Raw genomic sequence first — 16,373 nt, 5'->3', positions numbered from 1 at the left:
GTTCATCTCACGAAAATGACGCGCGGCAGGCTTGCCTGCCGGGTCTGGTGTTCGCCGCCTTCTTTCACGCTGCGCCACATGATCGTCTCACTGGACTGTTCGTCCACCACGCTGCTGAAGGTGTCGCCGGCAAGTTGCAGGTAGGCGACCAGTTCGGCCAAACCCTGCTGCAGCGGCTGCATCTCGCACAGTTCGCGCAGCGTCACTTGTGAGCGATCCTGCAGGACATGACGGATGTGCCAGGTCAGTCTGGCTTTGTCGACGACGACTTGTGCATACAACGCCGCCGCATCGATGTCGGCGTCACCCGCCTCGATCGAAATCGACGCGATGCGCGGTTTCAGCGCAGCTGAATAGAGGGGGCGCTCCATCGGCAATTCGATGTCGGCGGCCGTATCGGCGATCGTCATTATTTCACCGGACGGCGGCGTGTCCCGCAATGCCAGCGCTTTAGCCTCGACACCGCGCAAGATGTCCATGATCCGGCGGTTCTCGAGCCACGCCTGGTCGTCGAGAAAGCGCCGCAGCTGCTGCGACAAAAAGGCGACCGTGCGCTGCGTGTGCTCGCCGGCTTCGAGCCAGTCATAGTGGACTCGCCGGGTGCGCGCATCGGGCTTGAGTTCGGCCACAGGCGGAAGGGCGAGCACGCGGTCGAGCAAGGCGGTCAGTTCTTCCTGACGACGACTCGACATCAGAAAGTCCCAGAATGCGCGAAAGCTGCGGCCCTGATCCGAGTCGGCGATCGTATCGCGTTCGCCCATGATTTCTTCCAGCAGTTCGCCCTTTGCACCGTCCCATAGCGCAATGCGTTCGCGCACTCGACGGTCGAGGCCGCGGAAATTGTGCTCCACCTCGCGGAAGTCGGTCAGTAGTTCACGCGCAATGGCGGTGAATTGCTGGAAGCGGTCTTTCAGCGCGGTGTCGTCCATGATAGGAATGTCGCCGGCCTCCGCACGCGCGATCTCTGCGTCAATCTCCGCACGGCGCTTATGAAGTTCGGCAAGGCGCGCCTCGGGGTCCCGCTCGCTGCCTTCGCTCATTTGCTTGAGCAATTCGAACAGCGTGAGCAGGCGCGATTCCGTGCCGACGAAACTGCGTTCAGTCAATGTGCCAAGCCATGCGATGGCCTTCTCGGTAGCGGGCGTGAGATCGAAATGCGGTTCATCCGAATCCGGGCCATAGAACTTGCGCAGCCAGCCTTTATCGTTAGCCGCCCAGTCGTTCAGATAGTCCGAAGCCGCTTTGGGAAAGGCGAAGGGACCGAGTTGTTCGCGCAATGCAAACAGTTCGTCTTCGAGGGCTTCGGCCAGATCCGCTTGCGCGATTACCCGCACGTTGGGCGCCGTGAAAGTTCGCTGCAGGAAGCTCGCGACGAGCGGTGCGTGATCCGAGCGTAGCAGGCGCCATGCGGGATGGTTCTGGCGCAACAGGTCCAGCGTGGAATAGTCGAAGTTCATGAGGCAGGCGTTGGAAAGGCTGAAGCGACCGCAGTGTCCGAAACGTCGATGATAGTCCACGTCGTTGGTCGACGAGGGCTCGTGGGGCTCGGCTAGCGGATACCGCGTTGCGCGACATCAGCGAACTGCTGGCATTAGAGGTGTTGAAAAAATCAGCAGCAGGGGGCGCAGCACGTCGTACGAGTTGGCGGATTGAGCGTGACATAAGCGACCCCACTTATCCACAGCCTCCTCTGGATAACTTTTGTAAAAGCCACCTGACACACTGTGGGTGAAACTTTGATAAAAGCGCGGCCCCACTAAATCGCGCAAAAGTTTTCCCCGGCTCCCTGCCACTGTCCGTCTACGCTCCGCAGGGTTATCGATTCCGCAGACCTTTGATCCGTAAAAGAAGATTCAAGTTATCCACAGCCAGGCGCGCTGCTTGTTAACTATTACTACGTATACATATACAAAGACTATAAAAACCAGAGAGGCAGTAGTGAACCGCGCTGCACAAGCGAGCACAGAGCAGACAAAACATCAAACCAACGGCAAACAGATCTCTGTGACCAGATCCGCAGGCGCCGTCTCCTTCGGGCTATTCAGATATTCCTCGAACACCGGCGCATCCGCAGCTTCACGTCCCGACTGCACCAGCCACGTTCCATACAGCCACTCATACGCCGCACGCATATCGCTATACGGCCCCTTGTGCCGCAGCACCGCATATTGACCACCCTTCACATGAGCCACCGAAACCGGCGCGCTCACCGTCACAGCCGCCTGAATCGGATGCGGCAACAACACGCCAGCTTTCGACCGCAATTCGTTCTCCGCAACCACACCCGGATCGTCGTAGTAAATCCCGATCATCCGCATCTGCGCTGCCAGCAGATTGTGTTTCGCCAGCCAACCGAACAAACCGTCGAACGCCTTGCCGATCTGCATGTACGGCCCAACGTGATCCACCGACAGAACCTCCATCGCCTCTACGTCACGAATCACCACTTCACGCATCGTCATTTGCTTGTCTCCTGAAAGCGCCGGACGAAACCGGCTATGTGTGCCCTGCTTGCGATACTGCGCCGGTGGAACACCAAACGCCGCGCGAAAGGTGCGCGAGAAAGACTGCAAACTGCTGTAGCCCGAGCGCTCGGCAATTTCTGCGATTGGCATCGTGCCATTCGCGAGGTATCCAGCCGCACGATGCAGCCGCAAGCGGCGCACCGTCGTCGCCACGGTCTCGCCGTACATCGCCTGGTAGATTCGATGCCAGTGATACGGCGACAAACAGGCGATTTCCGCCAGACGGTCTATATCCAGCGGTTCGTCCAGATGATCGTAAATATGGTCGAGCACGCGGCCCAGCCGAGCTTCGTAGCGCGACCGATTGTCCGATTGGTTCATGAGTGAGTGGCTAATCAACAGAAGTTTGCCGAATGGATGCAAACCAAAGTACCACGTCCCCATTTACCAAATCCTGCGAATTTCACGCACCGAGCGTCGGCACATTTAAGCGCTCGCTGACACATCTGCAGCCGAAAATTGCCGAATTTCGATAACACCTCGATTAATGGCTCACTACCATCGGCTGAAGCCTGTCCGCCCATGCACCGCAACACCTTGCGGCATAAAGCAAGCGACAACATCAGGGAGCCCCCGATGAAATCAGAGTCCAAAAGTCAGCACGTCGGCAAGGTCACGCATCACGAGTTGAAACAGACGCTCGGCACGTGGCAACTGTGGGGAATCGCGGTCGGTCTCGTCATTTCGGGCGAGTACTTCGGCTGGAGCTACGGCTGGGCAAGCGCCGGCACGCTCGGCTTCGTCGTCACGGCGGTGTTTATCGCAGCGATGTACACCACCTTCATCTTCAGTTTCACCGAACTCACCACGTCGATCCCGCATGCGGGTGGCCCGTTCGCCTACGCACGGCATGCGTTCGGCCCGACCGGCGGTTATCTGGCTGGTGCGGCGACGCTCGTCGAATTCGTGTTTGCGCCACCGGCCATTGCGCTCGCAATCGGCGCGTATCTGCATGTGCAGTTTCCCGGCCTCGAACCGAAGCACGCGGCAATGGGAGCGTATCTCGTCTTCATGGCGCTGAATATCGTCGGCGTGCAGATCGCCGCGGCCTTCGAGTTGTGTGTGACGCTGCTCGCGATCTTCGAACTGCTGGTGTTCATGGGCGTCGTCTCGCCAGGTTTCCAGTGGTCCAACTTCACGAAGGGCGGCTGGTCGGGCGCGGACACCTTCAGCATGGGCTCGTTCCATGGCATGTTCGCGGCGATCCCGTTCGCGATCTGGTTCTTTCTCGCGATCGAAGGCGTCGCGATGGCCGCCGAGGAAGCGAAGAACCCGAAGCGCTCGATTCCGATCGCCTACGTCGCCGGCATTCTGACGCTGGTGGTGCTCGCCATCGGTGTGATGGTGTTTGCGGGCGCGGCGGGCGACTGGACCAAGCTGTCGAACATCAACGACCCGCTGCCGCAAGCGATGAAGTTCATTGTCGGCGAACATAGCGGCTGGATGCACATGCTGGTGTGGCTCGGCCTGTTCGGGCTCGTCGCGTCGTTTCACGGCATCATCCTCGGCTATTCGCGGCAAATTTTCGCGCTGGCCCGCGCGGGTTATCTGCCGGAGTGGCTCTCGACAGTGCATCCGCGCTTCAAGACGCCGCATCGCGCGATTCTCGCGGGTGGCGTGGTCGGCATTGCCGCGATTTACAGCGATGAGCTGATCCAGTTCGGCGGCCAGACGCTGACGGCGAACATCGTGACGATGTCCGTATTTGGCGCTATCGTGATGTATATCATCAGCATGTTGTCGCTGTTCAAGCTGCGCCGCTCGGACCCGAACATGGAGCGCCCGTTCCGCGCGCCGCTGTTTCCGTTCTTTCCGGCGTTCGCGCTGGTGGCCGCGGTGATTTGTCTGGCGACGATGGTCTACTTCAATTTTCTGGTGGCCATCGTGTTCGCGATCTTCCTCGCGCTGGGCTACGTCTACTTCCTGCTGACGCGCCATCAACGCGAAACGGCGCCGGCGGACACTTTGCTCGAAGAATGACGGATCGAGCCGCTGCGCAAGCAGCGGCGATGGAGTCGTAAAGATGAGCTACACCGAGACAATCGGCAGCCGCACCTATCGTTTCGCCGACCTCAAAACGCTGCTGGCGAAAGCGAGTCCGCAGCGTTCGGGCGATCAACTCGCGGGCGTCGCCGCGGCCAGCGAAGAAGAACGCGTCGCAGCCAAGATGGCGCTTGCCCAAGTGCCGCTGCGCACTTTCCTCAACGAAGCGCTGATCCCGTACGAAAGCGACGAGGTCACGCGCCTCGTGATCGACGATCACTCGCCGCAAGCCTTCGCCGAGATCGCGCATCTGACGGTAGGCGATTTCCGCAACTGGCTGCTCAGCAGCACGACCGATGCCGACGCGCTCACACGTATCACCGCCGGCCTTACGCCGGAGATGGTTGCGGCGGTGTCGAAGCTGATGCGCAATCAGGACCTGATCGCGGCGGCGCGCAAGCGTCCGGTGGTCACGCGCTTTCGCAATACGGTCGGCTTGCCGGGCCACATGTCGGTGCGTCTGCAACCGAATCATCCGACCGACGACGTCAAAGGCATCGCCGCGTCGATGCTCGACGGCCTGATGTACGGCTGCGGCGACGCGATGATCGGCATCAACCCCGCCAGCGACAATCTCGCCGCGATCACCACACTGCTCGTGATGATTGACGACTTTCGCCAGCGCTATCAGGTGCCGACGCAATCGTGCGTACTGACCCACGTCACCAACACGATCGCCGCGATCGAAAAAGGCGCGCCGGTCGATCTGGTGTTTCAGTCGATTGCCGGTACGGAGAAGGCGAACGCAGGATTCGGCATTTCGCTCGCGCTGCTGCAGGAAGCGTATGAAGCGGGCTTGTCGCTCAAACGCGGCACGGTCGGCAATAACCTGATGTATTTCGAAACCGGGCAGGGCAGCGCGTTGTCAGCCAACGCGCATCACGGCGTCGATCAACAAACCTGCGAAGTGCGCGCCTATGCGGTCGCGCGCAAGTTCAATCCGTTTCTGGTCAACACGGTGGTCGGTTTCATCGGACCGGAATATTTGTACGACGGCAAGCAGATCACCCGCGCGGGTCTCGAAGATCACTTCTGCGGCAAGCTGCTCGGCGTGCCGATGGGTTGCGACATCTGCTACACGAATCACGCCGAGGCCGATCAGGACGACATGGACAACTTGCTCACACTGCTGGGCGTGGCGGGCATCAACTTCATCATGGGCATTCCGGGCGCGGACGACGTGATGCTCAACTATCAAAGCACGTCATTTCACGACGCGCTGTATGTGCGCGACGTGCTCGGCTTGCGCCGCGCACCTGAATTCGAAGAATGGCTGGAGTCGATGCAGATCACCGACGCGCGCGGCGCATTGCTCAGCGCATCGACTCAACAACCGCTGCTGGAAGGCGCGCGCGACTGGATGGGCATCGCATGAGCGACTTCCTCGAAAAAAATCCATGGAACGCGCTGCGCCAGTTCACCAATGCGCGCATCGCGTTGGGACGCGCGGGCAGCAGCTTGCCGACCGCGCCGTTGCTGGCGTTCAACCTGTCGCATGCGCAAGCACGCGACGCGGTGCATCATCCGCTCGATACCGATGTGTTGCATGAACAGTTGCGCGCGCAGAATTTCAGCACGCTCGACGTGCATAGCGCCGCGCCCGATCGCGAGCATTACTTGCGGCGTCCCGATCTCGGCAGGCGCTTGTCGGAAGAGAGCCGCACAGCGCTCGCACAGGTTCCGGTCGATTCACCCGATGTGGTGTTTGTGATCGGTGACGGTCTTTCGGCGTTCGCCGCATCGAAGCAATCGATTCCGTTTTTACAAGCTGTCTGTCCGAAACTCACGGATTGGAAAATCGGCCCGGTGGTGGTCGCGCGGCAGGCACGTGTCGCGCTCGGCGACGAAATCGGCGAGTTGTTAGGCGCGAAGCTGGTGGTGATTTTGATCGGCGAGCGGCCCGGTTTGAGTTCGCCCGACAGTCTCGGCATCTATCTGACGTACGCGCCGAAAGTGGGCTGTAGCGATGCGCAGCGCAACTGCATTTCGAACGTGCGGCCTGAAGGTTTGAACTACGCGTTGGCTGCGCACAAATTGCATTACCTGCTGACGCATGCACGGCGATTGGGACTCACCGGTGTCGGTCTCAAAGACGATAGCGACGCGTCGCTGGCGAGTACGCCCTCAGCACCCGCGGTCGGCGACGATTCGAACCCAAGCGCCGCCTGAGAAATCACGCATCCGCCCGTTCCACCGGATGCGTGTCCAGCCACGCGTTCTCGTCGTCCTCGAAGAGTCGCGAGCGCGTCAAAAATCGCAATCCACTGGGTCGTTCCAAAGAAAACATGCCGCCGTTGCCCGGCACCACGTCGATGATCAGTTGCGTGTGCTGCCAATACTCGAACTGCGACTCGCTCATGTAGAACGGTACGCCGGCGATCGTCCCGAGCTTCACGTCGGATGAGCCGACCATGAATTCGGCTTGCGAAAACATCATGGGTGCGCTGCCGTCGCAACATCCACCGGATTGGTGAAAAATCACGGCGCCATGCTCGGCACGCAGCGTGTCGATCAACGTCACCGCGGCAGGCGTCGCAATGACGCGTGCGACTTCCTTTTCATCGGCCATCACATGCCCTCGCTGAAAAAAGCGGGTCGCACGACGCGGCCCGCTTGAACAGGATCGCTACGCTTAGAAGAAGCCGAGCGGCTTCTGGCTATAGCTGACGAGCAGGTTCTTGGTTTGCTGATAGTGATCGAGCATCATCTTGTGATTTTCGCGGCCAATGCCCGATTGCTTGTAGCCACCGAACGCCGCATGTGCCGGATACGCGTGATAGCAGTTCGTCCACACGCGGCCCGCCTGGATCTGCCGGCCGAAACGATAAGCGCGCGTGCCATCGCGTGTCCATACGCCGGCGCCCAGACCGTAGAGCGTATCGTTGGCAATCTCCAGCGCTTCGTCTTCGGTCTTGAAGGTCGTGACCGACACCACTGGTCCGAAGATTTCTTCCTGGAAGATGCGCATCTTGTTGTGGCCGCGGAACACTGTCGGCTTCACGTAGTAGCCCTTGCTCAGTTCGCCGTCGAGCGTATTGCGTTCGCCGCCGATCAGACATTCGGCGCCTTCCTGCTTGCCGAGATCGACATACGAGAGGATTTTTTCGAGCTGTTCCTGCGAAGCCTGCGCGCCGATCATGGTCTTCGTATCGAGAGGATGGCCCTGCGTGATCGCGGCAACGCGTTTCAAAGCGCGCTCCATGAAGCGGTCGTAGATCTTTTCGTCGATCAGCACGCGCGACGGGCACGTACACACTTCACCCTGATTCAACGCGAACATGGCAAAGCCTTCGAGCGCCTTGTCGAAGTAGCTGTCGTCCTGATCCATCACGTCGGCGAAGAAAATGTTCGGGCTCTTGCCGCCGAGTTCGAGTGTCACCGGAATGATGTTCTGGCTCGCGTACTGCATGATCAGGCGGCCGGTCGTGGTCTCACCGGTGAAGGCAATCTTCGCGATGCGCTTGTTCGATGCGAGCGGCTTGCCGGCTTCGAGGCCGAAACCGTTCACCACGTTCAGCACGCCCGCCGGCAGCAAGTCCTGAATCAATTCGAGCAGCACGAGTATCGATGCCGGCGTCTGTTCAGCCGGCTTCAGCACGATGCAATTGCCGGCGGCCAGTGCAGGTGCGAGTTTCCAGACCGCCATCAGGATCGGGAAATTCCACGGAATGATCTGGCCGACTACGCCGAGCGGTTCGTGAAAGTGATAAGCGACGGTGTCGTCGTCGATCTCGGAGATGGAGCCTTCCTGCGCGCGCACGGCGCCGGCGAAATAGCGGAAGTGGTCAATCGCCAGCGGAATGTCGGCGGCCATGGTTTCGCGCAGCGGCTTGCCGTTGTCGATCGTTTCGGCGACTGCGAGTCGTTGCAGATTCGCTTCCATCCGGTCGGCGATACGGTTCAGAATGTTGGCGCGGTCGGTGGTCGAGGTCTTGCCCCAGGCGGCTTTCGCGCGATGGGCGGCGTCGAGCGCGAGTTCGATATCGGCCTCACGTGAGCGCGGGATCGACGTGAACGGCTCGCCGGTGATCGGCGAGACATTGTCGAAGTACTCGCCTCCGACGGGCTTGACCCATTCACCGCCGATAAAATTCGCATACTGCTTTTTGTACGGGAATTCGGTGGTCAGAAATTGCATCTCTGCGTGGTTCATCTGTGTGCTCCTCACATGTTGAATGGGCTGTATTCGGCGCGATATTTCGCTTGGCCGCGAGAGGCTAGAGCCAGAAGTGTGCCAATGCACCGCGCTGGTGAGCTGTGCATGCGTAACAAGCACCGTTGCGACGCATCGCACGATCAGCTGTTCAACCTGCAACAGGGATGAACGTCCCGTTTCTGATCAGTGTGCGCAGTGTTGTTCATCAATTGAACAGGGCATGGGCGCGTGTCGGCCCCGCACGCAATGAATGCGTTCGGCATGGGAATTGCCTTCTTTTTTCCCTCAATATTCCGCTCATGTTCCTTTTTTCGCCGACCCGGTATGACGATCGAACTCCAAAGCGACAGCTTCACTGATCGGCCCGCAGCGCCGCAGCCGAGCTTTTGCGTGCACACCTGTGTCGCCCACGATGCCGACGAACAGGCGCGCAACCTTCACGGCTGGAGCCAGACTTATGACCAGTTGACCGCTGGCCGCTTTGTCGGCGGGTTGACGGAGTTGTGTCTCGATCACATGCAGGTGTTCGTCGAAACGACCAGCCACACGCTAAGGCAGACTTGCGAAGTGCAGGACGACGCTTACTGGTTCGGCATTCCCACTTGTCCTGAAGGCTCCGGGCGTATCGACGCGCAGGTGATCGCAGGCGATGCGCTCGCATTTCGTCCGGGCGGGATCGAATTCGAACTGCTGACGTCGTCGGGTTACGAGATTTTCGGCGTGGTGGTGAAAGGCGAAGTGTTGCGCCGTTACGCGGCCGAAGTGGAGCGCGTCGGTTTGGCGGATCATGTGCCGAATACGGAGGTCGTGCCGATCGGCATGGCGAGAAAGGAGCGGCTGTGCGCTTCGCTGCGGCAGCTTCTCGACGACGGTGCGGCGAGCGCCGCGCCGCTGTCCTCGTTCGCGCGCAACAATTTGCAGGCGTCGGTGCTGGCGTCGCTATTCGACGTGGGCGCGTTGCCCGGCTCGGAGCAGGTTGCGATGCCTGCGCGTCCACGCCGGCAGTCGATCGTCTCGGAAGCGCGCGAATATGTGCTGGCGAATCGCGATCGCGCGGTCAATGTGCCGGAGTTGTGCGAACGGCTGCATGTGAGCCGGCGCACCTTGCAATACTGCTTCCAGGATGTGCTCGGCATGGCGCCCGCCACGTATCTGCGCACGATCCGGCTGAACGGCGCGCGCCGTGATTTATGCAGCGCGTGGCGCGAGTCGCGTTCAGTGCAGGATGTTGCCGCGACGTGGGGCTTCTGGCATCTGAGCCAGTTCGCCACCGATTATCGGAAACTGTTCGGCATGCGGCCTTCTGATACCTTGAAGGCCGCCGCCAACGGACGTGCCGAAGAACACGCCTATTCGTTCGCTCATTAGCGCTTTAGCGTGACGCGCGGCCGGCGTTTATTGACGCAACAACCGCAATCCGTTCGCCACCACCAGCAAGCTCGCGCCCACATCGGCGAACACCGCCATCCACATCGTGCCTAGGCCCATTAGCGTCAGCACGAGGAAAACGGACTTGATGCCCAGCGCCAACGTAATGTTCTGAACCAGCACGGAACGCGTCGCCTTCGAGAGCCGCACGAACAGTGGAATCTTGCGCAGGTCGTCGTCCATCAGCGCGACGTCGGCGGTTTCGATCGCAGTGTCGGTGCCCATCGCGCCCATCGCGAAACCGATATCGGCGCGCGCGAGCGCCGGCGCGTCATTGATACCGTCGCCGACCATGCCGACCACGGTACCGTCCTTCGACCAGCTTGCCACCGCGTTCAGCTTGTCTTCCGGCAACTGATCGCCGCGCGTTTCGTCGATGCCGACCTGCTGCGCGATCGCCTCCGCTGTGTGCGGGTTGTCGCCGGTGAGCATCGCGGTACGCACGCCGATGCGATGTAAATCGGCGATGGCGGCGCGGCTCGTGTCCTTCACCGTATCGGCGACGGCGAACAACGCCAGCACGCGTTCGGCATCCACTAGCATCACGACCGTTTTGCCTTGCCGTTCGAGCGCATCGAGGCGTGCTTCCAGCGATGCCGAACAGCGGCCGAGTTCTTCGACCAGCCGATGGTTGCCGAGCCAATACGGCGAGCCGTCGATGTCGCCGCGTACGCCGCGTCCCGTCAGCGCTTCGAATGCATCGACTGTCGTGCTCGCGACGTCTTCGGCTTTGGCCGCTGCGGCAATCGCCATCGACACCGGATGATCCGAGCGGCCCGCGAGACTCGCCGCGAGCGACCGGCAGCGGGCGGCATCGACGTCGGCCAGCGATGCGAACTCCGTTTGCACGGGCTTGCCGTGCGTGATCGTGCCGGTTTTGTCGAGCGCGAGCCACGCCAGCTTGCGGCCCTGTTCGAGGTAGGCGCCGCCTTTGATCAGGATGCCGTGGCGGGCGGCCGCGGCGAGGCCGCTGACGATCGTCACCGGCGTCGAGATCACCAATGCGCACGGACAGGCGATCACCAGCATCACCAGCGCCTTGTAGATCCACTCGTGCCACAGACCACTGAACAGCAGCGGCGGCAGCACCGCGACGGCAAGCGCGGTCGCGAACACGATCGGCGTATAGACGCGCGCGAACTGATCGACGAAACGTTGCGTCGGCGCTTTGGTGCCTTGCGCTTCTTCGACTGCGTGGATGATGCGGGCGAGCGTCGTGTTGCTGGCCGCGGCCGTCACGCGATAGTCGAAGGAACCGGTCTGGTTGATCGTGCCGGCGAACACGGCGTCGCCAACGGTTTTGTCGACCGGCAGGCTTTCGCCGGTGATCGGCGCCTGGTCCACGCTCGAACGGCCCGCGACGATTTCGCCGTCGAGCGCGATGCGCTCACCCGGCTTCACGCGAACCAAAGCACCGAGCGCGATCGATTTGAGCGCCAGCGAGCGCCAACTGCCGTCGGCTTGCTGCACGCTCGCCTGGTCGGGCGTCAGCTGCATCAGGCCTTTGATCGCGTTGCGGGCACGGTCGAGCGACTTCGCCTCGATCAATTCAGCGATCGTGAAGAGGACCATCACCATGGCGGCTTCCGGCCACTGGCGCAGGATCAGCGCGCCGGTCACCGCAATGCTCATCAGCGCGTTGATGTTGAGGTTGCCGTTGCGGATCGCGAGCCAGCCTTTCCTGTACGTTGTCAGGCCGCAGGAGACGATCGCGAGGATCGCCAGACCCGCCGCCAGCCAGACGGGCGCGCCGAGCCAACTGGCGGCCTCTGAGCCCACTGCGGCGAGGCCTGCCAGCGCCAGCGGCCACCACGGCCTGGACGGCGCGTGAGGCGCGGCGGGCCCTGCGTCTGCGTTTGGATTGGCGTCGGCGAGTTCAGGCGTGAAGTCGAGCGAGCGCAGCGCGGCAAGGATGGTGCCGAGCGCGTCGGGCGCGTGCACGACCGTCAGCACCCGCTGCATCAGGTTGAAATCCATGCTGCGCACGGCCGGCATGCGGCTGAATTTCTTGCGGATCAGGGCTTCTTCGGTCGGACAGTCCATCTGCATGATGCGGATGGCGGTGCGTACGTCGCTGCCGACGCTTTCGGATTGTGGGAGCCGGCTCGGTAACGGCAAAACGGACGCACTCCCGCAGCAGGCGGCGTCGGCGTGGCTATGAGCGTCTCCATGCTCGTGAGCATGCGCTTCGTGGCCGTGGCTGCAGGTTTCGCCGTGGCTGTGGCTGTGGCTTTGAACCTGTCCACGCTCATGAGCATGCGCTGCGTGGTCGTGGCTGCAGGTTTCGCCATGGCTGTGGCTGTGATCGTGCTCATGGGCGTGCTCACGAGCACGCGCTTTATGCCCGTGGGCACAGGCTTCACCGTGTTCGTGACGTTCTGCTTCGGCATGGCTGGCGTACGGCATGGTGGCTTCCTGGTTCGATTTGTGGTCTAGTAAACACCTTGAAGCCACTATAAGGTCAAGGCCGCAATCTGGAGGCTCCATGAAAATCGGCGAACTGGCGAAAATCGCCCATTGCACGACCGAAACCATCCGTTTCTACGAAAAAGAGGGCCTGTTGCCCGAAGCGGAGCGCACCGAGGCGAATTACCGCAGCTATACGGCAAAGCACGTCGAACGGCTGCGTTTCATCCGGAATTGCCGTGCGCTCGACATGACCCACGACGAAATCCGTGCATTGCTGCGTCTGACCGACGCACCGGCGGACGGCTGCGGCGGCATCAATGCATTGATCGACGAGCACATCGCGCATGTCGACACGCGCATCGACGAACTGAAGCAACTGAAAGTGCAACTGACCACGTTGCGCGAGCAATGCCATGGCGAGCAGGCGGTCGAAGACTGCGGCATCGTTCAGGGCCTCACCGGTATGGAAGTGAGCGCGACACGAGCACGGCATACGCATCTGGGCTAAAGCGTTTTATTCGTAGCCATTGCGGCAGTGACGTCGGTGGTGACCTCGGCAGTGTCCTCGGTAGTGACCCCATTCACGGCTGGGCCGCTCGTACGGCCCGCCCAATAAACAATCGAATCCAGTTGGAGAATCAACGTGTTTACCTGTAGAAACCAGTCCTGCGGCGCGCAGTGGGAGCAGTCGGACGTCGTCATCAAGAACGAGGGGCAGGGGCTCCTGTTCCGTTGCCCGATGTGCGGCGCGCGCAATTACGTCGAGCGTTTCGACGCGGACGATGGCTCGGTGCTTTACGAGCAGATCGAAGGCCGTCCAACCCTTGGCCCCATGGCCGATTAGTCCTTAGCCTTCAGCCTTTAGCGAGCCATCGAGAATATGAACAGTCCCACCACAGCCGGCGCGCCGTTCAGCGAGCTTCCCTTACCGCCCGCGACGCTCGCCAATCTGACGCAGCTCGGCTACGTCGAGATGACGCCGATCCAGGCCGCCAGCTTGCCGATCGCGCTGGCCGGCCACGATCTGATTGCCCAGGCGAAAACCGGCAGCGGCAAGACCGCGGCGTTTTCGCTGGCGCTGCTCGCGCGCCTCGACGTACGCAACTTCGCCGTGCAGGCGATGGTGCTGTGCCCGACGCGCGAACTCGCCGACCAGGTCACGCAGGAAATCCGGCGCCTCGCGCGCGCCGAAGAAAACATCAAGGTGCTCACGCTGTGCGGCGGCACGCCGATGCGTCCGCAGACAGCCAGCCTCGAACACGGCGCGCACATCGTGGTCGGCACGCCGGGCCGGATCATGGATCACCTCGAGCGCGGCAGCCTGCCGTTGCAGGCGCTGAACACGCTGGTGCTCGACGAAGCCGACCGCATGCTCGACATGGGTTTCTTCGACGATATCGCCACGGTAGTGCGGCAATGTCCGAAAGAGCGCCAGACGCTGCTGTTCTCCGCGACCTACCCCGAAGGCATCGTCAAACTCAGCCAGCAATTCCTGCGCAATCCGAAGGAAGTGAAGCTCGCCGAGCGGCACGACAACACCAAGATCCGTCAGCGCTTCTATGAAGTGACCGAGGATGAGCGTCTGCATGCGGTCGGTATGCTGCTGAATCACTATCGTCCGGTGAGCACGCTGGCGTTTTGCAACACCAAGCAGCAATGCCGCGATCTGCTCGACGTGCTGCGCGCGCAAGGTTTTCATGCGCTTGCGTTGCATGGCGAACTTGATCAGCGTGAACGCGATCAGGTGCTGATCCAGTTCGCGAACCGTAGCTGCTCGGTGCTGGTCGCCACCGACGTCGCCGCGCGCGGCCTCGACATCGCACAACTCGAAGCGGTGATCAACGTCGACGTGACGCCGGACCCGGAAGTGCACGTGCACCGCATCGGCCGCACGGGTCGCGCCGATCAGGAAGGCTGGGCGCTGAGCCTCGCGAGCATGAACGAGATGGGCCGCGTGGGCAGCCTCGAACAGGCGCATAAGCGCGATGTCGAGTGGCACAAGCTGGCGGATCTGAAGCCCGCCAGCAGCGAGCCGCTGCTGCCGCCGATGGAAACGCTGCAGATTCTCGGCGGCCGCAAGGAAAAGATCCGCCCCGGCGACGTGCTCGGCGCGCTGACCGGCGAAGCGGGTTTCGCCGGTTCGCAGATCGGCAAGATCAACGTGACAGAAATGTCGACCTATGTGGCCGTGGAGCGCAGTGTCGCGCGTGACGCGGTGCGCAAGCTCAGTGCCGGCAAGGTGAAGGGCAAGAAGGTCAAAGTCCGCTTGATGGACGAGTAATTCTGCTTCAAACGGCTGCGATCGCCCGGTCGCAGCCGCCCGCATTCATCACATTACGTCATACCTCTGCCGTTTTCCGCGTTCTCCACGCGGCTTCATTTCTTCCTTCAAAGCCCCAATTTCATTGGCTTAGCCCGCTCCGGCGCGGCATTGCGCCAGCCATGACGTAAACGCATGCCGCGCATGACAAAGTTTCGATTGTGACGGTTCTTTGGCTGATGCCTAATCATCGAACCGGATGGGACCGCCGCGCACCTGGCTGTCCGCGAATCCGCCGCCCGATGGAGAACGCCTTATGCAGAGCGCCTTGCAAGCCCGCTCGAAATTGCCTGACGTAGGCACGACGATTTTTACCGTGATCGGTCAATTGGCCGCGCAATACGACGCGTTGAACCTGTCGCAAGGCGCGCCGAATTTTGCGCCGGATGCGAAGCTGATCGACGGCGTCGCGCAAGCCATGCGCGCCGGCCACAACCAGTATGCCCCGATGGCCGGCATCGGCGCGCTGCGCGACGCGCTCGCCGACAAGGTCGAGACGCTATACGGCGTGCGTTACGACCCGGCCGGCGAAGTGACCGTGATCGCCAGTGCCAGCGAAGGTCTGTACTCGACGATCAGCGCGCTGGTGCATCCCGGCGACGAAGTGATCTACTTCGAGCCTTCGTTCGACAGCTACGGGCCGATCGTGCGCCTGCAAGGCGCGAAGCCGATTCCGATCAAACTGGCGCTCGCCGATTTCCGTGTGGACTGGGATGAGGTCGCTGCCGCGATCACGCCGAAGACGCGCATGATCATCATCAACACGCCGCACAATCCGACCGCGACTGTGTTCAGCGAGGCCGACATCGCCCGGTTGAAGGCCATCACGCGCAACACCGATATCGTGATCCTCGCCGACGAAGTCTACGAACATGTGGTGTTCGACGGTGCCAAACATCAAAGCATGGCCTGCGACGCCGAACTTGCGGAGCGCAGCGTGATCGTGTCGTCGTTCGGCAAGTCGTATCACGTGACCGGTTGGCGCGTCGGCTATTGCCTTGCGCCCGCCGCGCTGATGCAAGAGATCCGCAAGGTCCATCAGTTCATGGTGTTTTCCGCCGATACGCCGATGCAATACGCGTTCGTCGACGCGCTAGCGAATCGCGAAAGCTTTCTTGGCCTGTCCGCGTTCTATCAGAAGAAGCGCGATCTGCTGGCGCATGCGCTGCGCGAGTCGCGCTTCGAGTTGCTGCCGAGCGAAGGCAGCTTCTTCATGCTCGCGCGCTTTCGCGGCTTCTCCGATGAAAGCGACAGCGATTTCGTGCTGCGCCTGATTCGCGATGCGCGCGTCGCGACGATTCCGCTGTCGGCGTTTTATACCGACGGCACGGATGCGGGCTTGATCCGCCTCAGCTTCTCGAAGGACGACGCGACGCTGATCGAAGGTGCGCGGCGTTTGTGCGAAATCTGATGGGCGTTGCACGAGTCGGCGGCTTTTTTGGCCGCAGTATGATCGTCGCGCTGCGTGCTCGCCGTCACAATAAATTCAAGG

At 61.4% G+C, this 16,373-nt stretch carries 14 protein-coding genes; 9 read left to right on the top strand and 5 right to left on the bottom strand.

What is annotated here, in order from left to right; translation table 11 throughout:
- Positions 1-2 precede the first annotated feature (2 nt).
- Positions 3-1,457, bottom strand: coding sequence for a DUF3375 domain-containing protein (locus tag WN982_RS20545; RefSeq protein WP_341313720.1), 1,455 nt, complete (start codon positions 1,455-1,457; stop codon positions 3-5).
- A gap of 522 nt (positions 1,458-1,979) precedes the next feature.
- Positions 1,980-2,846: an AraC family transcriptional regulator gene (locus WN982_RS20540; RefSeq protein WP_341313719.1), complete on the bottom strand. Its 867-nt coding sequence runs from the start codon at positions 2,844-2,846 to the stop codon at positions 1,980-1,982.
- Between the two features lie 255 nt (positions 2,847-3,101).
- Here WN982_RS20540 and eat point away from each other — a divergent pair, with 255 nt between their 5' ends.
- Genes eat through eutC form a run of 3 tightly spaced genes read left to right on the top strand, consistent with a single transcriptional unit; the run spans position 3,102 to position 6,737 of the window.
- Positions 3,102-4,505, top strand: a complete 1,404-nt coding sequence (gene eat, locus WN982_RS20535; protein ID WP_341313718.1) for an ethanolamine permease — start codon at positions 3,102-3,104, stop codon at positions 4,503-4,505.
- 43 nt (positions 4,506-4,548) lie between these two features.
- Positions 4,549-5,943, top strand: coding sequence for an ethanolamine ammonia-lyase subunit EutB (locus tag WN982_RS20530; protein WP_341313717.1), 1,395 nt, complete (start codon positions 4,549-4,551; stop codon positions 5,941-5,943).
- The gene (gene eutC, locus WN982_RS20525) at positions 5,940-6,737 is read left to right on the top strand and encodes an ethanolamine ammonia-lyase subunit EutC (RefSeq protein WP_341313716.1); all 798 of its coding nucleotides are present in this window, start codon (positions 5,940-5,942) and stop codon (positions 6,735-6,737) included. Before WN982_RS20530 ends, eutC begins: the two co-directional genes overlap by 4 nt.
- Positions 6,738-6,741: 4 nt before the next feature.
- Here eutC and WN982_RS20520 read toward each other — a convergent pair whose 3' ends face one another.
- Together WN982_RS20520 and adh are read right to left on the bottom strand one after the other, a co-directional pair.
- Positions 6,742-7,137 (bottom strand): DUF779 domain-containing protein, encoded by a 396-nt coding sequence (locus WN982_RS20520; protein ID WP_341313715.1) that lies wholly within the window; start codon positions 7,135-7,137, stop codon positions 6,742-6,744.
- A 63-nt stretch (positions 7,138-7,200) separates the two neighbouring features.
- Positions 7,201-8,721 carry an aldehyde dehydrogenase gene (gene adh, locus WN982_RS20515; protein WP_341313714.1) on the bottom strand — a complete coding sequence of 507 codons (1,521 nt, stop codon included), beginning with the start codon at positions 8,719-8,721 and terminating at the stop codon, positions 7,201-7,203.
- A 327-nt stretch (positions 8,722-9,048) separates the two neighbouring features.
- Here adh and WN982_RS20510 point away from each other — a divergent pair, with 327 nt between their 5' ends.
- Complete coding sequence (locus WN982_RS20510) at positions 9,049-10,092, top strand: helix-turn-helix domain-containing protein (RefSeq protein ID WP_341313713.1); 1,044 nt, start codon at positions 9,049-9,051, stop codon at positions 10,090-10,092.
- 27 nt (positions 10,093-10,119) lie between these two features.
- On the opposite strand, the gene WN982_RS20505 is transcribed toward WN982_RS20510, so the two are convergent.
- Entirely contained in the window at positions 10,120-12,195 is a 2,076-nt protein-coding gene (locus WN982_RS20505) for a heavy metal translocating P-type ATPase (RefSeq protein ID WP_341313712.1), read from the bottom strand.
- Between the two features lie 114 nt (positions 12,196-12,309).
- On the opposite strand from WN982_RS20505, the gene WN982_RS20500 reads away from it, so the two are divergent.
- From WN982_RS20500 to WN982_RS20480, 5 genes are all read left to right on the top strand, one after another.
- Positions 12,310-12,588 carry a hypothetical protein gene (locus WN982_RS20500; RefSeq protein WP_341313711.1) on the top strand — a complete coding sequence of 93 codons (279 nt, stop codon included), beginning with the start codon at positions 12,310-12,312 and terminating at the stop codon, positions 12,586-12,588.
- 49 nt (positions 12,589-12,637) lie between these two features.
- Complete coding sequence (gene cadR / locus WN982_RS20495) at positions 12,638-13,069, top strand: Cd(II)/Pb(II)-responsive transcriptional regulator (RefSeq protein WP_115099320.1); 432 nt, start codon at positions 12,638-12,640, stop codon at positions 13,067-13,069.
- A 135-nt stretch (positions 13,070-13,204) separates the two neighbouring features.
- The gene (locus WN982_RS20490; RefSeq protein ID WP_341313710.1) at positions 13,205-13,405 is read left to right on the top strand and encodes a hypothetical protein; all 201 of its coding nucleotides are present in this window, start codon (positions 13,205-13,207) and stop codon (positions 13,403-13,405) included.
- Between the two features lie 36 nt (positions 13,406-13,441).
- Positions 13,442-14,842, top strand: a complete 1,401-nt coding sequence (dbpA, locus tag WN982_RS20485; RefSeq protein ID WP_341313709.1) for an ATP-dependent RNA helicase DbpA — start codon at positions 13,442-13,444, stop codon at positions 14,840-14,842.
- A gap of 295 nt (positions 14,843-15,137) precedes the next feature.
- Complete coding sequence (locus WN982_RS20480) at positions 15,138-16,292, top strand: pyridoxal phosphate-dependent aminotransferase (RefSeq protein WP_341313708.1); 1,155 nt, start codon at positions 15,138-15,140, stop codon at positions 16,290-16,292.
- Positions 16,293-16,373: the final 81 nt, after the last annotated feature.

The sequence above is a fragment of the Paraburkholderia sp. IMGN_8 genome (assembly GCF_038050405.1).
In the GTDB taxonomy this organism is placed as follows: Bacteria; Pseudomonadota; Gammaproteobacteria; order Burkholderiales; family Burkholderiaceae; genus Paraburkholderia.
This window is presented reverse-complemented; position numbering and strand designations above follow the sequence as displayed.

Coding starts and splice junctions, on each gene's coding strand:
- WN982_RS20510 (WP_341313713.1), top strand. CDS start 9,049: ATGACGATCGAACTCCAAAGCGACAGCTTCACTGATCGGCCCGCAGCG.
- cadR (WP_115099320.1), top strand. CDS start 12,638: ATGAAAATCGGCGAACTGGCGAAAATCGCCCATTGCACGACCGAAACC.
- WN982_RS20505 (WP_341313712.1), bottom strand. CDS start 12,195: ATGGACTGTCCGACCGAAGAAGCCCTGATCCGCAAGAAATTCAGCCGC.
- eutC (WP_341313716.1), top strand. CDS start 5,940: ATGAGCGACTTCCTCGAAAAAAATCCATGGAACGCGCTGCGCCAGTTC.
- WN982_RS20545 (WP_341313720.1), bottom strand. CDS start 1,457: ATGAACTTCGACTATTCCACGCTGGACCTGTTGCGCCAGAACCATCCC.
- WN982_RS20540 (WP_341313719.1), bottom strand. CDS start 2,846: ATGAACCAATCGGACAATCGGTCGCGCTACGAAGCTCGGCTGGGCCGC.
- eat (WP_341313718.1), top strand. CDS start 3,102: ATGAAATCAGAGTCCAAAAGTCAGCACGTCGGCAAGGTCACGCATCAC.
- WN982_RS20480 (WP_341313708.1), top strand. CDS start 15,138: ATGCAGAGCGCCTTGCAAGCCCGCTCGAAATTGCCTGACGTAGGCACG.
- adh (WP_341313714.1), bottom strand. CDS start 8,721: ATGAACCACGCAGAGATGCAATTTCTGACCACCGAATTCCCGTACAAA.
- WN982_RS20530 (WP_341313717.1), top strand. CDS start 4,549: ATGAGCTACACCGAGACAATCGGCAGCCGCACCTATCGTTTCGCCGAC.
- dbpA (WP_341313709.1), top strand. CDS start 13,442: ATGAACAGTCCCACCACAGCCGGCGCGCCGTTCAGCGAGCTTCCCTTA.
- WN982_RS20520 (WP_341313715.1), bottom strand. CDS start 7,137: ATGGCCGATGAAAAGGAAGTCGCACGCGTCATTGCGACGCCTGCCGCG.
- WN982_RS20500 (WP_341313711.1), top strand. CDS start 12,310: ATGAGCGTCTCCATGCTCGTGAGCATGCGCTTCGTGGCCGTGGCTGCA.